At 68.5% G+C, this 13,223-nt stretch carries 12 protein-coding genes; 10 read left to right on the top strand and 2 right to left on the bottom strand.

The window, feature by feature from the left end; translation table 11 throughout:
- Nucleotides 1–28 precede the first annotated feature (28 nt).
- Nucleotides 29–661: a YdcF family protein gene (locus AC1DCU_RS06360; RefSeq protein ID WP_025877503.1), complete on the bottom strand. Its 633-nt coding sequence runs from the start codon at nucleotides 659–661 to the stop codon at nucleotides 29–31.
- Nucleotides 658–1,620, bottom strand: a complete 963-nt coding sequence (locus AC1DCU_RS06355; RefSeq protein ID WP_025877505.1) for a pyridoxal-phosphate dependent enzyme — start codon at nucleotides 1,618–1,620, stop codon at nucleotides 658–660. The genes AC1DCU_RS06360 and AC1DCU_RS06355 overlap by 4 nt, the downstream gene beginning before the upstream one ends.
- Before the next feature lie 159 nt (nucleotides 1,621–1,779).
- On the opposite strand from AC1DCU_RS06355, the gene AC1DCU_RS06350 reads away from it, so the two are divergent.
- The 10 genes from AC1DCU_RS06350 (at nucleotide 1,780) to AC1DCU_RS06305 (ending at nucleotide 13,185) form a co-directional block, all read left to right on the top strand.
- Nucleotides 1,780–2,247 carry a hypothetical protein gene (locus tag AC1DCU_RS06350; RefSeq protein ID WP_032952020.1) on the top strand — a complete coding sequence of 156 codons (468 nt, stop codon included), beginning with the start codon at nucleotides 1,780–1,782 and terminating at the stop codon, nucleotides 2,245–2,247.
- 558 nt (nucleotides 2,248–2,805) lie between these two features.
- Nucleotides 2,806–4,695 carry a tRNA uridine-5-carboxymethylaminomethyl(34) synthesis enzyme MnmG gene (gene mnmG, locus AC1DCU_RS06345; protein WP_025877509.1) on the top strand — a complete coding sequence of 630 codons (1,890 nt, stop codon included), beginning with the start codon at nucleotides 2,806–2,808 and terminating at the stop codon, nucleotides 4,693–4,695.
- Nucleotides 4,696–4,798: 103 nt separating this feature from the next.
- A complete protein-coding gene (locus AC1DCU_RS06340) occupies nucleotides 4,799–5,617 on the top strand; it encodes a nucleotidyltransferase domain-containing protein (RefSeq protein WP_478013578.1) in 819 nt (272 codons plus the stop codon).
- Between the two features lie 145 nt (nucleotides 5,618–5,762).
- Nucleotides 5,763–6,293 carry a gamma carbonic anhydrase family protein gene (locus AC1DCU_RS06335; RefSeq protein ID WP_059065523.1) on the top strand — a complete coding sequence of 177 codons (531 nt, stop codon included), beginning with the start codon at nucleotides 5,763–5,765 and terminating at the stop codon, nucleotides 6,291–6,293.
- 124 nt (nucleotides 6,294–6,417) lie between these two features.
- Complete coding sequence (locus tag AC1DCU_RS06330) at nucleotides 6,418–7,107, top strand: RDD family protein (RefSeq protein ID WP_032976856.1); 690 nt, start codon at nucleotides 6,418–6,420, stop codon at nucleotides 7,105–7,107.
- Nucleotides 7,104–8,096, top strand: coding sequence for a stage II sporulation protein M (locus tag AC1DCU_RS06325; RefSeq protein WP_312964866.1), 993 nt, complete (start codon nucleotides 7,104–7,106; stop codon nucleotides 8,094–8,096). The genes AC1DCU_RS06330 and AC1DCU_RS06325 overlap by 4 nt, the downstream gene beginning before the upstream one ends.
- Nucleotides 8,086–9,720 (top strand): DUF4129 domain-containing protein, encoded by a 1,635-nt coding sequence (locus tag AC1DCU_RS06320; protein WP_478014143.1) that lies wholly within the window; start codon nucleotides 8,086–8,088, stop codon nucleotides 9,718–9,720. Before AC1DCU_RS06325 ends, AC1DCU_RS06320 begins: the two co-directional genes overlap by 11 nt.
- On the top strand, nucleotides 9,717–10,907 hold the full coding sequence (locus AC1DCU_RS06315) for a DUF4350 domain-containing protein (RefSeq protein WP_442251319.1): 1,191 nt from the start codon (nucleotides 9,717–9,719) through the stop codon (nucleotides 10,905–10,907). The genes AC1DCU_RS06320 and AC1DCU_RS06315 overlap by 4 nt, the downstream gene beginning before the upstream one ends.
- A complete protein-coding gene (locus AC1DCU_RS06310; RefSeq protein WP_025877520.1) occupies nucleotides 10,904–11,890 on the top strand; it encodes an AAA family ATPase in 987 nt (328 codons plus the stop codon). The genes AC1DCU_RS06315 and AC1DCU_RS06310 overlap by 4 nt, the downstream gene beginning before the upstream one ends.
- The gene (locus AC1DCU_RS06305) at nucleotides 11,887–13,185 is read left to right on the top strand and encodes a DUF58 domain-containing protein (protein ID WP_442251318.1); all 1,299 of its coding nucleotides are present in this window, start codon (nucleotides 11,887–11,889) and stop codon (nucleotides 13,183–13,185) included. The genes AC1DCU_RS06310 and AC1DCU_RS06305 overlap by 4 nt, the downstream gene beginning before the upstream one ends.
- Nucleotides 13,186–13,223 lie beyond the last annotated feature (38 nt).

Here is a 13,223-nt window from a genome sequence, read left to right as displayed (position 1 = left end):
CATGCCCGGCGAGCGCAGCGGCAGCCGCTCAGGTATTGGCCGGTGAACTCAACGGCGGCCGTACCAGGTCGCGGTGGAAGAAGTAGATCTCCTGCACCAGGAAACGCCAGCTGGTATGGAAGCTGCGGAAGCGCGTGCTGGGCGTGGACGAGGCCAACGCCTGGATGCCCAGCGCCTTGCTCAGGCGCAGCGCGCGCGCCATGTGCAGCGGGTCGCTGACGATGATCACCGAATGCAGCTTGCGCTGGTCCATCAGCCGCTTGGCCTCGACCAGGTTCTGCACGGTATTGCGCGAGGCGGTCTCGATGAGGATCGCCTCATCGGGAATGCCGTGCTTGAGCGCATAGCGCCGGGCCACCTGCGATTCCGAGAAGCGCGCACCGGTGCCGCCGTAGCCTCCGGTAAAGATCAGCAGTGGCGCGTAGCCGGCGTCGTACAGATCCAGGCCGTGGCGGATGCGCTCTTCAAACACCGGCGAGGGCTTGGCATCGTAGGCCGCCGCACCCAGCACGATGATCGCGTCCGCCTTGGCCGCCTGGTCGCGCTCGCCGACCCAGACGATCCAGGCGGTCACGCCCAGCAGCCAGATCACCAGCAGTACGAACAACCGCCACACCCAACCGAGCAGGCCGGTACGTTCGCGATGGCGGCCGCGGCTCATGGCGCTCCCCAACGCAGGGCAGGCAGATCGACATTGCCGCCGGACAGCACCAGTCCAACGCGCAGGCCGGCGAAGCGCGCAGGCTGCGCAAGCACCGCTGCCAGCACGATCGCCGAGGATGGCTCGACCACCTGCTTGAGCACGTCCCACAGCAGGCGCATCGCCGCCACGGTGGCGGCATCGTCAACCACGATGACCTCGGCGCCCGCCGCCTGCAGCAGCGCGAAGTTGGGTGCGCCGATCAGCGTGCGCAGTCCGTCGCAGATCGTGTCCGGGGTAAATGCCTCCTGGCGCTTGCCGGTCGCCAGCGAACGGGCGGTGTCGTCGGCACCGGCCGGCTCGGCCAGCACCAGCCGCGTGCCCGGGCTGGCGTGCTGCAGGGCCAACGCAGTGCCACTGGCCAGGCCACCACCGCCCACCGGCACCACCAGCACGTCGAACGGCCCCTCGCTGTGCAGCAGCTCCAGCGCGGCCGTGCCCTGCCCGGCGATCACCGCGGGGTTGGTGTACGGATGGACCAGAGTGGCGCCGGTATCGGCCTGCACCTTGGCGCAGGTGGCCTCGCGGTCGGCAATGGTGGCCGGGCAGCGCCAGAGGGTGGCGCCATGCCGGGCGATATTGGCCAGCTTGGCGGCCACGGCCCCTTCCGGCACCACCACATGGCAGGGAATGCCCCGTGTGCGGGCAGCCAGCGCCAAAGCGGCACCGTGATTGCCGGAGGAATGGGTCACCACACCGGCACCGGCGTGATCGGCATCCAGCGACCACACCGCATTGCACGCACCGCGGAACTTGAACGCGCCGCCGCGCTGCAGGTGCTCGGCCTTGAACGCCAGTTGCGCACCGGCCAACGCATCCAGCGTGCGCGAGCGCAGCACCGGGGTCACGCTGGCATGGGGCGCGATCCGCGCGGCGGCGGCGAGGACGTCATCAGCGCGGGGCAACAGTGAATCGCTCATGACGCAAGATTAACGTATGGCCCCGCGCTGGCGAGGGCGCCATCGGTCATGCCAGCATGCATGCCTACACCGCCATTCATCCTGGCCGGCGGAATTAAGGGCTGATTCAACGCCGGCGGCTGAAGCTGCCTGCATACCCGTCCTCTGGGGGGACCCATCATGAAAACGCGCCTGATGCTTGCCGGTGGCCTGCTGCTGGCCCTGACCGGTTGCACCACCTATGACTATGTCGGTGGCCGCGGCGGTGGCTACTACCACGGTGCGCCGTCGGTGGAGTACCGCTACCCCTATGGCTACCCGGCCGACTACGGCTATCCGTATTACGGCGGCGGTGGCTATTACGGCTATGGCGGCCCTTACTACCAGCGGCCGATCTACCGCCCGCCGCACCACAACCACCGCCCGCCACCGCGTCCCGGCAACGGCGGCGAAAACCGCCCGCCACCGCCGCCGCGCCAGAACAATGGCGGCTCGCCCTGGCGCAACATGGATTCGATGCGTCGACCGCCGCAGCCTGCACAGCGGGTCGAGCGCCCCTCGCCGCCGCCGCAGGCGCGTCCGGCTCCGGCTCCGCGTGCGCCGAGGATGAACAGTTCCCCCTGGCGTGCCATGGATCGTGAGAGATAGCGCACAGTTGACGCTTGTTCCATCTTGCATTTCACACGGTCCAAGCCTCAATCTACGCAGGTGGTGACGGCCAGCGTCACAAAGTGACAAAAGCGTTAAGGGCCCGTCCCAAACAGCTCTACGTCGATATCCGACAGGAACATCTGGATCCCCCCTGTTCCGGCCCTGTCGGATGTCGGCACCTTTAAAGACGAACGGCCCCGCACTGCGGGGCCGTTTGTTGTTTGGGACACCAGGGCGCGCGGGACACTAGATCCACGCCATGCGTGGATGCCGCGTTCCCAGCCGCCCCAAAAAACAGGGCCGGACAGTCCCCCGACTGCCGGCCCCTCTGCTTCCCCACCGTGCGCCTGTACCGGCCCCTGTTCCAATTCCGGTCACCAGCGCCCGCGGCGCCAGCCACGGTGGGTGCTATTGGGTTATCTGCAAAAATCCTGCCAACTTTAGGGTTGATTTCGACGCCGGCCGGCCGGCGCCAACGTCCCTGCCCCGATTGGCGCTAAAATCGCCACCCCGGCGCCGTCTCCGGCTGCGCCTGCCCCTTGCTGAACAGCCCCCATGATCGACTCCTTCCATCGTTACGACGTCATCGTCATCGGCGGTGGCCACGCCGGCACCGAGGCCGCGCTGGCTGCGGCCCGTACCGGCGTGCGCACCCTGTTGCTGACCCACAACATCGAAACGGTGGGAGCGATGAGCTGCAACCCGGCCATCGGTGGTATCGGCAAGGGCCATCTGGTCAAGGAAATCGACGCCCTCGGCGGTGCGATGGCGCATGCCGCCGACCGCGCCGGCATCCAGTGGCGCACCCTCAACGCCTCGAAGGGCCCGGCCGTGCGCGCCACCCGCTGCCAGGCCGACCGCAACCTGTACCGCATGGCGATCCGCGCCATCGTCGAGGGCCAGGCCAACCTGACCGTGTTCCAGGCGGCGGTGGATGACCTGGTCATCGAGGGCGACCACGTGCGCGGGGTCATCACCCAGACCGGCCTGCGTTTCGATGCCGAGGCCGTGGTGCTGACCGCCGGCACCTTCCTGGCCGGCAAGATCCACGTCGGCCCGACCCAGTACGCAGCCGGCCGCATGGGCGATCCGCCCGCCACCACGCTGGCTGCACGCCTGCGCGAGCGGCCGTTCCAGGTGGACCGCCTGAAGACCGGCACGCCACCGCGCATCGACGGCCGTTCGCTGGACTACAGCGTGATGGACGAGCAGCCCGGCGACACGCCGCGCCCGGTGATGTCCTTCCTCGGCTCGGTGGATGAGCATCCGCAGCAGGTCAGCTGCTGGATCACCCACACCAGCGAGCAGACCCACCAGATCATCCGCGACGCCCTGCACCGTTCGCCGCTGTACAGCGGCCAGATCGAAGGCATCGGCCCGCGCTACTGCCCCTCCATCGAGGACAAGGTGGTGCGCTTTGCCGAGAAGGCCAGCCACCAGATCTTCGTCGAGCCCGAAGGCCTGGGCATCGTCGAGATCTATCCCAACGGCATTTCCACCTCGCTGCCGTTCGACGTGCAGCTGGAGATGGTGCGCAGCATCCGTGGTTTCCAGAACGCGCACATCACCCGCCCCGGCTATGCCATCGAGTACGACTTCTTCGATCCACGCGGGCTGAAGGCTTCGCTGGAAACCAAGCTGGTCAACGGCCTGTTCTTCGCCGGCCAGATCAACGGCACCACCGGTTATGAAGAAGCTGCCGCACAGGGCCTGCTGGCCGGCCTCAACGCCGCTCGCCAGGTGCGTGGCCTCGAGGGCTGGTGCCCGCGTCGCGACGAAGCCTACCTCGGCGTGCTGGTGGATGACCTGATCACCCACGGCACCAACGAGCCGTACCGCATGTTCACCAGCCGCGCCGAGTACCGCCTGCAGCTGCGCGAAGACAACGCCGATCAGCGCCTGACCCCGACCGGCCGCGACATGGGCCTGGTCGATGATCGTCGCTGGCGGGCCTTCGAAACCAAGCAGGCTGCCGTAGCCGCCGAGCGCACGCGCCTGGGCGCGCTGTGGGCCACGCCGGCCAATGCGCTGGGCCGCGAAGTGCAGGAAACGCTGGGCGTGGCGGTCAGCCGCGAAACCAACGTGCTGGACCTGATCAAGCGCCCGGAACTGGATTACGCGCAACTGATGCGGGTGCCCTCGCTCGGCCCGGCCGTGGCCGATGGCAAGGTGGCCGAACAGGTGGAAATCGGGGTGAAGTACGCCGGTTACCTGGATCGCCAGCGCGAGGAGATCGAGCGCCAGCAGCGCCATGAAGCAACGCCGATTGCCGGCGATTTCGACTACGCCATCGTGCGCGGGCTGTCGGCCGAAGCGCTGCAGAAGCTCGAGCGGGTGCGTCCGCAGACCATCGGCCAGGCCCAGCGCATTCCGGGCATGACCCCGGCGGCGATCTCGCTGCTGCTGGTGCACCTGGAGCGCGCACGGCGCGGACGCGTGGCATAGCCCCGATGATCGCGTGCGCCGGGCATGGCCTGGCGCTACACGTATCCGCCTGCTGCCTGTAGAGTCGATCGGCTCGACGCAACAACAGCAGGAGCTTCCTTGCATGGACGGCATCCATCCGATCGCGGCGGACAAGCGCGCCGCCATCCTGGCCACCCTGGCCGACATCGAACGCACGCACGACGTGCGCGTGCTGCTGGCCTGCGAATCGGGCAGCCGCGGCTGGGGTTTCTCGTCGCCGGACAGCGACTACGATGCACGCTTCATCTACGTGCACCGCCAGCCCTGGTACCTGAGTGTCAACGAGAGCACCGGCCCGGGCGAGGCGCAGCGCGATGTGATCGAACTGCCGATCGACGACGAGCTGGACGTCAGCGGCTGGGATTTGCGCAAGGCACTGCGGCTGGTATCCAAGTCGAACCCGACGCTGATCGAATGGCTGCGTTCGCCGATCATCTACCAGCAGAACGATGCTGCCGTGGCGCAGCTCTGGGAGGCTGCCCAGCGCTTCTACTCGCCGCTGGGCAGCTGGTGGCACTACATGAGCATGGCGCGCACCACGTACAGCCGACATCTCGGCGGCGGGGCCATCAGCACCAAGAAGTATCTGTACGTGCTGCGCGCGCTGCTGGCCTGCCAGTGGATCGAAAGCGAGTCCAGCCCACCGCCCATGGCATTCGAGCATCTGCTGGAGCGTTTGCTGCCGGATGGCCCGGTACGCGGGGCGATCGAAGCGCTGCTGGTGGTTAAGCGTGCCAGCGCCGAAGTGACGGCCGGTCCCCGCATCATCGCCATCAGCGACTACATCGACCAGGAAATGGCCACGCGCGCCGAGGCTCCGCAGTTGCCCGCCGGGCATGGCGATGGTCCATGGCTGGATGCCCTGTTCCGGCAGATGCTGGCCGAACACGCGCAGCACTAAGGGGTACAGCCGGCCGCTGGCCGGCAACCCGATACACCTTCGGCAGAACCTCTGCGGTTGCCGGCCAGCGGCCGGCACTACCGGCAGGGCTGCGTGCTGCACGCGGTATCATCATCGCGATTGCCCTGCTCTTCCGGAGATGCCGATGACCCCGCTGCGCCCCTTCCGCGACAAGATGCCGGTGCTCGGCCAGCGCGTGTATGTCGATCCGGCCTGCACGATCATCGGTGATGTCGAACTGGCCGATGACGTATCGATCTGGCCGGGCACGGTCATCCGTGGCGACGTCAATTTCGTGCGCATCGGTGCACGCACCAACGTGCAGGACGGCACGATCATCCACGTCAGCCACCACAGCCCGTACAACAAGGCCGGCTACCCGACCCTGATCGGCGAAGGCGTCACCGTCGGCCATGGCTGCATCATCCACGCCTGCAGCATCGGCGATTACAGCCTGATCGGCATGGGCGCGTGCATCCTCGACGGTGCCCGGGTCGAGCGCCATGGCTTCGTCGGTGCCGGTGCGGTGGTCGGCCCCGGCAAGGTGGTGGGCGAGGGCGAGCTGTGGGTGGGCAACCCTGCCCGTCCGGCGCGCACGCTCAGCGACAAGGAGATCGAGTCGCTGCACTATTCGGCCGACCACTACGTGCGGCTGAAGGACGAATACCTGGGCTGAGGCCGCCTCGCCAATGGCCGGGCTCTGCTAAAGTCTGGGCCCGACCAGGAACCGTCGAGACCCCCATGCCCGTGGCTGCACGCCGGAGAGGACTCCAGCGCCCACTTCGGCGGCCATCGCGCTGATGGCCGCGCCGATGCTCGATACCTACCGCGAGGTGGTAACGCCGGAAGGTGTGCCGCTGCAGTTGCCTGCGGCCGGCCCGATGCCGCGTGCGCTGGCCTGGCTGATCGACCTGGCCGTCCGCTTCGGCGCGCTCACCGCGCTGTCCATTCCGCTGGCCCTGCTCGATGAGTTCGGCCGCGGCCTGTACATGGCGCTGATGTTCCTGCTGATGTGGGCCTACCCCATCGTCTGCGAAGCGCTGTGGGGCCGTACCCTCGGCAAGCGCGTGCTGGGCCTGCGGGTGCTCGCGCAGGATGGCGCACCGGTGGGCTGGATGGCCTCGATCACCCGCAACCTGCTGCGCACCGTGGACATGCTGCCTTTCGGCTACGCACTGGGCCTGATCAGCAGCCTGTTCGATCCGCATGGCCGCCGCCTGGGCGATCTGGTTGCCGGCACGATGGTGGTACATGCACCGCCGCATTACCTGCCGCCGCCGGCCACCATCGACAGCGCGCTGGCGCCGCCGCAACCGCTGCGGCCGGAGGAACAGGCGGCGGTGATGGCCTTCGCCGAGCGCGCGCCACGCCTGTCACCCGCACGCCAGCAGGAACTGGCCGGCATCGCCGAGCCGTTGACCAGCGCGTCCGGCCAGGTCGGCGTGCTGCGCCTGTATGCAATGGCCAACTGGTTGCTGGGACGACGATGAAGCAGGAGCAGTTCGTCGCCCGCCATCAACAGGAATGGCATGACCTGGAGCAGTGGCTGCAGCATCGCGCCGGTGCCTCGCGTCGGCGTCGGCGCAGGCCGGGCGCGGAAGAAGCCGGCGATGTCAGCTTCCCGCAGCGTTACCGACGGCTGTGCCAGCAGCTGGCGCTGGCCCGCGAACGCGGCTACAGCCCGCAGCTGGTGCAACGCCTGCAGCAGTTGATGCAGCACGGCCATGGCGTGCTGTACCGCACGCCGCCGACCCGCTGGCGGCGCGCGCTGGAATTCCTGGTTGCTGATTTTCCGCTGCTGGTGCGCAGCCAAGCGCGCAGCATGTGGGCAGCGCTGGCGATGTTCGCAGTGCCGGCGCTGGCCTGCTTCGTGCTGGTGCAGGTGTACCCGGACAGCATCCACCTGCTGATGGACAACGGCCAGATCGCCGAGATGGAGCGCATGTACGATCCATCCGCCGAGCGCCTGGGCCGCGACAGCGGCACCGACTGGATGATGTTCGGCTACTACATCATGAACAACATCAGCATCGCCCTGCGCACCTTCGCCAGCGGCCTGCTGGCGGGGTTGGGCACGTTGCTGGTGCTGTTGTTCAACGGCATCACCATCGGCGCGGTAGCCGGCCACCTGCAGCACATCGGCCATGGCGGCCCGTTCTGGCGCTTTGTGGCCGGCCACGGTGCGTTCGAGCTGACCGCGATCGTGATTGCCGGCGGCGCCGGCCTGCAGCTGGGCATGAAACTGCTGGCTCCCGGGCGGCGGCGCCGCCTGGATGCGCTGGTCGAAGGCGGGCGCATCGGCGCGCGGCTGTGCCTGGGCGTGGCCTTCATGCTGCTGCTGGCCGCGTTCGTGGAAGCGTTCTGGTCCTCCATCGCCGGCATTCCGGCTGCAGTGAAGTTCAGCGTGGCCGGGGTGCTGTGGGCCGGCGTACTGCTGTGGCTGTGGCGCGGTGGACGCGGAGGTGGCCATGCRGATTGACCACCTGGACGTGGTGCTGCGCGCGCGCAGCAGCTGGGAAGCGATGGAGCTGGGCAGCGCGCTGGCCCGCCGCCACGCACGCGGTGTGTGGGGCAGCTGGCTGCTGGCCAGTGCACCGTTGTTCGTGCTGTTCAATGCACTGGCCTGGTGGCTGGATGCCTTCGGCTGGGCGTGGCTGGCGATGTGGTGGTGCAAACCGTTGTTCGAAGGCGCACCGCTGTACGTGCTCTCGCGCGGCATCTTCGGCGAACGGGTCGGCCCGCGCGATGCGCTGCGCGCACAGCGGCAGTGGGGCGGCAGCGGGTTCTGGGGCTATCTGGGCTGGCGCCGTTTCAGCGGCCTGCGCAGCCTGTGCCTGCCGGTCAATCTGCTGGAGGGCAATGCGCCCGCCCAGCGTGGCCCACGCCGGCGTGCAGTCGCTGCCGGCGCTGCGGGCCCTGCGCTGGTGCTGGCGGTGATCTGCCTGGCATTCGAACTGGTGCTGGTGGTGGGCGCGATCGCCACTATCTTCATCTTCATCCCGCTGGAACTGCTGCCCGAATCCTGGCGCGCAGCGTGGGCGATGGTCAGCGTGGAGGCGCCTGCGTGGGCCAAGCTTGGCCTCAACCTGTTGTGCTGGCTGGCGGCGGCGCTGATCGGGCCGTTCTACGTGGGCGCCGGCTTCGGCCTGTACTTGAACCGACGCACGCAGATGGAAGCCTGGGACGTGGAAATCGCCCTGCGCCGCCTGCGCGAACGCCTGCTGCCGGTCGCCTCTTCGTTGGTGCTGCTGTTGTGCCTGGCGCTGCCGTTGGCGCCCGTGCACGCACAGGACGCCGGCACGCCGGACGCCGCGCAGACCACCACGGCCAGCGCCGATGAAGACGCAGAAGCGGAAGACGCTGAAGAAGCCGAAGAAGCGGCCACTGCGGAAAACGATCCGGCCAATACACCGGCGCTGATCTTCGGCGACACGCCGGTGGATACCGCTGGCTTCCGCCAGGCCGTGAACCGCGCCTACGAAGATCCGCTGCAGCGGCCGACGCGGCAGGTCAGCCGATGGAAGCCGATCGAAGACGCCGCCGAGAAGCAGAAAGACAAGAAAGAGCTGCAGAAGGACAGCAGCAGCAACGCGGACCGTACGTCGCGCAAGAGCGGCCAGTTGTGGCTGGCCCGGCTCGCCGAATGGGGCCTGTGGGGGCTGTGGGGGGTCCTGCTGCTGGTGCTGCTGTTGACCGCGCGGCTGTGGCTGCCGTGGTTGCGCGGTTCCGGCCGCCGCAAGGAAAAGCAGGCACCGCAGATTACCGAAGAGCAGGTGGAAATGCCGGTGGTGCTGCCGCCGGATGTGGCGACCCAGGCCGGGCTGCTGTGGGACCAGGGACGGCCGCGGCAGGCACTGGCGCTGCTCTATCGCGCCAGCGTGCGCACGCTGGTGGAGCGCACCGGCATCGCGTTGCCGCCCGGTGCCACCGAAGCACAGTGCCTGCGTGCCTCGCGGCGCATGTCCGACAGCACCGACCGTGAACTGTTCGCGCGCATCGTGCGCATGTGGCAGTACGCCGCATACGGCGGGCGCCTGCCTACCCGCAGCGATTTCGACGCGTTGGCCAGCACGCTGCGCCAGCAGTACGGGTGGCAGGCATGAGCCCGCGCCTGTTCTGGTCGTTGCTGCTCGGCGCGCTGGTCCTGCTCGGGGTGCCGCTGACCATCCTGTTCCTGCGCACGCACGAAAAGGTGACCGAGACCATCGTGCTGCCGCCGCAGGGCGAAGCCAGCTACAACCCGCTGTATGTGCTGGGCCAGGCGCTGCGCGCCGACGGCATCGAGGTGCAGTCCCGGCAGCGGCTGGACCTGGCACAGATGCCACTGGCCGCCACCGATACGGTGGTATTGCTGCAGGATACCGCCGACATGCCGCCGCGCACTGCGCAGGCCCTGCTGGACTGGGTCGGCACGGGTGGCCATCTGCTGCTGCGCACGCAGCCACCGGCCGAGGACGATGCCAGCAGCACGCAGGGCCCCCTGCTGGACAGGATCGGCGTGGACAGCCTGTTCCATGGCAGCGACTGCCAACCCTTCCACGTGGTGGATGATCCCAGCCACGTCGAGTTCTGCGGCGGTCGGCGCTTCAGCCTGGGCTTCCAGGCCAACGCCACGGCCGAGCGCCGCTGGGGTGGCCAGGAAGGACTGGTGTTCGCGCGCCTGCCGCATGGCAAGGGCCGCATCGACGTGCTGGCGGATATGGACGTCATGCGCGGTGAAGGCCCGTCCGCATCAACACGCCGCCGCCCTGTCGACGCCGATGCCGTTGCCCGCGATGGCCTGCATGACCTCTCGCACCGCGACCTGACGCGCTACCTGCTCGATCCCAACTATGGGCGCGGCACGATGTGGCTGGTATACGGCAGCCGCCCGCCCTCGCTGGGCGCGCGCATCTTCTACCAGGGCTGGCCGCTGTGGGTGCCGCTGCTGCTGGCGATCCTCGGCTGGCTGTGGTCACGCGCGCAACGCTTCGGCAGTGCCCTGCCCGCGCCGGTGGTCGAACGCCGTTCGTTGCTGGAACACGTCCGCGCCAGTGGCGAACTGCTGCTGCGCTTCGGCCATGGCACGCGCCTGTACCTGGCCGTGCAGGCGCTGTTCCTGCACCGCTTGCGCCTGCGCGCGCCCTTGGCTGCCGCACTCGACGGTGCTGCGCGTGACCAGGCCATCGCCGCAGTGTTGCAATGGCCCGTCAGTCGAGTCGCCAGTGCACTCACTCCGCCTTCGCCGCATGATTCCTCCGCCCTGCGCGAGCGCATCCGCTTGCTGCTCCAGATGAGATCCCTGCTATGACCGATGCCCCTGAACTTCCGGCGGCCGCCACCGCCCGCCTGATCGAACGCGTCGACGCCATCCGCCAGGCCGTCGGCCACGCCTTCATCGGCCAGGCCGATGTGCTCGACCAGATCCTGGTCGCCCTGCTGGCCGGTGGCCACGTGCTGATCGAAGGCGTGCCCGGCCTCGGCAAGACCCTGCTGGTGCGCGCGCTGGCGCAGGCACTGGAACTGGACTATGGCCGCGTGCAGTTCACCCCCGACCTGATGCCCAGCGACGTCAGCGGCCATGCGGTGTACGACCCGAAGAGCGAGAGCTTCAAGATCCGTCGCGGCCCGGTGTTCACCAACCTGCTGCTGGCCGACGAGATCAACCGGGCCCCGGCCAAGACCCAGTCCGCGCTGCTGGAAGTGATGCAGGAAGGCCAGGTCACCATCGAAGGCAAGGCCTTCACCCTGGCACCGCCGTTCATGGCGCTGGCCACGCAGAACCCGCTGGAACAGGAAGGCACCTATCCGCTGCCGGAAGCGCAGCTGGACCGTTTCCTGCTGAAGGTGCTGATCGACTATCCGCAGCTGGAGGACGAGAAGCGCATGGTCGCGGCGATCACCAGCGGCCGTGCCGCCAGTGATTTCGACCTGAGCCAGGTGCCGCGCGTGCTCGGTGCCGGCGAACTGTTGGCGTTGCAGCAGGCCACCGCGGCAATCACCGTGGATGACGAAGTGATCGACTACGCGGTGCGCATCGTCGCCGCCACCCGGCAGTGGCCGGGCATCGCCGTCGGCGCCGGCCCACGCGGCAGCATCGCCCTGGTGCGTGCCTCGCGCGCGCAGGCGGTGCTGGCCGGTCGTGACTTCGTCACCCCCGATGATGTGCGCGACATCGCCCGCCCTGCCCTGCGCCACCGCATTGCATTGGCACCGGAGCTGCAGATCGAAGGCCAGGGTGCCGACGACGTGCTGGGTGCGCTGCTGGCCAAGGTGGAAGCGCCGCGCCGATGAGGCCTGCGCCGCTGCTGCTGGCGTTGTTGTTGGCCTGGGCTGCGCTGGGCGGCGTGGTGCTGGCCGGGCTGCTGCCACGCTGGAGCTGGGCGCTGGCCGGCGCACTGGTTGCGGTGGTGGCACTGGTTGATCTGTGGCGGCAGCGGCGACGACCACCGCCCAGCGTCGAGCGCGACGTGCCCGAGGCCCTGGCACTGGGCGTGCGCCGCGAGATCGGCCTGCGCCTGCAGTCCGGGCAGGCCATGCAGGTACAGGTATTCGATCTGGTGCCAGGCGGTTGGCCACTGGAATCACTGCCGCAACGCGTGCAGTTGCGGGCGGGCCATGCCAGTTCGCTGCATTACCACGTGCAGCCGCAGCAGCGCGGTCGCTTTGCCTTCGAAGGCGTGCAGCTGCGCATCCGCTCGCCATGGCGGTTGTGGTGGCAGCAACGCACGCTGCCACCGGCGCTGGAGGTGCGGGTCTATCCCAACTTCGTGCCACTCACCCGATTTGCGCTGTTCAGTGCCGACCAGGCCTCGCGACTGGTCGGTGCACATGTGAAGCGCCGCCGTGGCGAAGGCACCGACTTCCACCAGATGCGCGAGTACCGCATCGGCGACAGCCTGCGCCAGCTCGACTGGAAGGCCACCGCCCGCGCCCGCAAGCTGATCTCGCGCGAGTACCAGGACGAGAAGAACCAGCAGCTGCTGCTGATGCTCGACAGCGGCCGGCGCATGCTGGCCAGCGAAGGTGGACTCTCGCATTTCGACCATGCCTTGAACGCCTCGCTGGTGGTGGCCTACCTGGCATTGCGCCAAGGCGATGCTGCCGGCCTGTTCGCGGTAGGCGGCGAGCGTCGCTGGGTGGCGCCGCAGCGCGGCATGGACACGGTGCAGCATCTGTTGCGCGCCAGCTACGACCTGCAGCCGCAGGCCGTGGCCACCGATTATCTGGCTGCCGCCACCGAAGTCTCACTGCGCCAGCCCCGGCGCGCGCTGGTGATGCTGGTCAGCAACGTGCGCGACGAGGACATCGAAGACCTGCTTGCGGCGGTGCGCCTGCTGCAGCGCCGTCATCTGGTGTGCGTAGCCAGCCTGCGCGAGCGCGAGCTGGATGCTGCGCTGGAAGGTGAGGTACACACGGTGGAAGATGCCGCGCAGGCCGGTGCCGCCGCGCTGTACCTGCAACAGCGCGCGCAGGCGCATGACGCGCTGCGTGCCGAACGGGTGATGGTGCTGGACGTCACGGCCGATGCCCTGCCCGCCGCGCTGGTGGAGCGCTATCTGGCGGTGAAGCGCGAAGGGCTGCTCTGACCTGTCGGACCGCTGCGCTCGCCGGGCATGGCCCGGCG

The organism is Stenotrophomonas sp. 10L48, assembly GCF_056395105.1.
Note: the sequence above shows the minus strand (reverse complement) of the source record. Positions and strands in the feature narration are given on the sequence as shown.

Bases quoted from the DNA above. Each gene is read 5' to 3' on its own strand.
- AC1DCU_RS06360 (WP_025877503.1), bottom strand. From the start codon at position 661: ATGAGCCGCGGCCGCCATCGCGAACGTACCGGCCTGCTCGGTTGGGTG.
- AC1DCU_RS06355 (WP_025877505.1), bottom strand. From the start codon at position 1,620: ATGAGCGATTCACTGTTGCCCCGCGCTGATGACGTCCTCGCCGCCGCC.
- AC1DCU_RS06350 (WP_032952020.1), top strand. From the start codon at position 1,780: ATGAAAACGCGCCTGATGCTTGCCGGTGGCCTGCTGCTGGCCCTGACC.
- mnmG (WP_025877509.1), top strand. From the start codon at position 2,806: ATGATCGACTCCTTCCATCGTTACGACGTCATCGTCATCGGCGGTGGC.
- AC1DCU_RS06340 (WP_478013578.1), top strand. From the start codon at position 4,799: ATGGACGGCATCCATCCGATCGCGGCGGACAAGCGCGCCGCCATCCTG.
- AC1DCU_RS06335 (WP_059065523.1), top strand. From the start codon at position 5,763: ATGACCCCGCTGCGCCCCTTCCGCGACAAGATGCCGGTGCTCGGCCAG.
- AC1DCU_RS06330 (WP_032976856.1), top strand. From the start codon at position 6,418: ATGGCCGCGCCGATGCTCGATACCTACCGCGAGGTGGTAACGCCGGAA.
- AC1DCU_RS06315 (WP_442251319.1), top strand. From the start codon at position 9,717: ATGAGCCCGCGCCTGTTCTGGTCGTTGCTGCTCGGCGCGCTGGTCCTG.
- AC1DCU_RS06310 (WP_025877520.1), top strand. From the start codon at position 10,904: ATGACCGATGCCCCTGAACTTCCGGCGGCCGCCACCGCCCGCCTGATC.
- AC1DCU_RS06305 (WP_442251318.1), top strand. From the start codon at position 11,887: ATGAGGCCTGCGCCGCTGCTGCTGGCGTTGTTGTTGGCCTGGGCTGCG.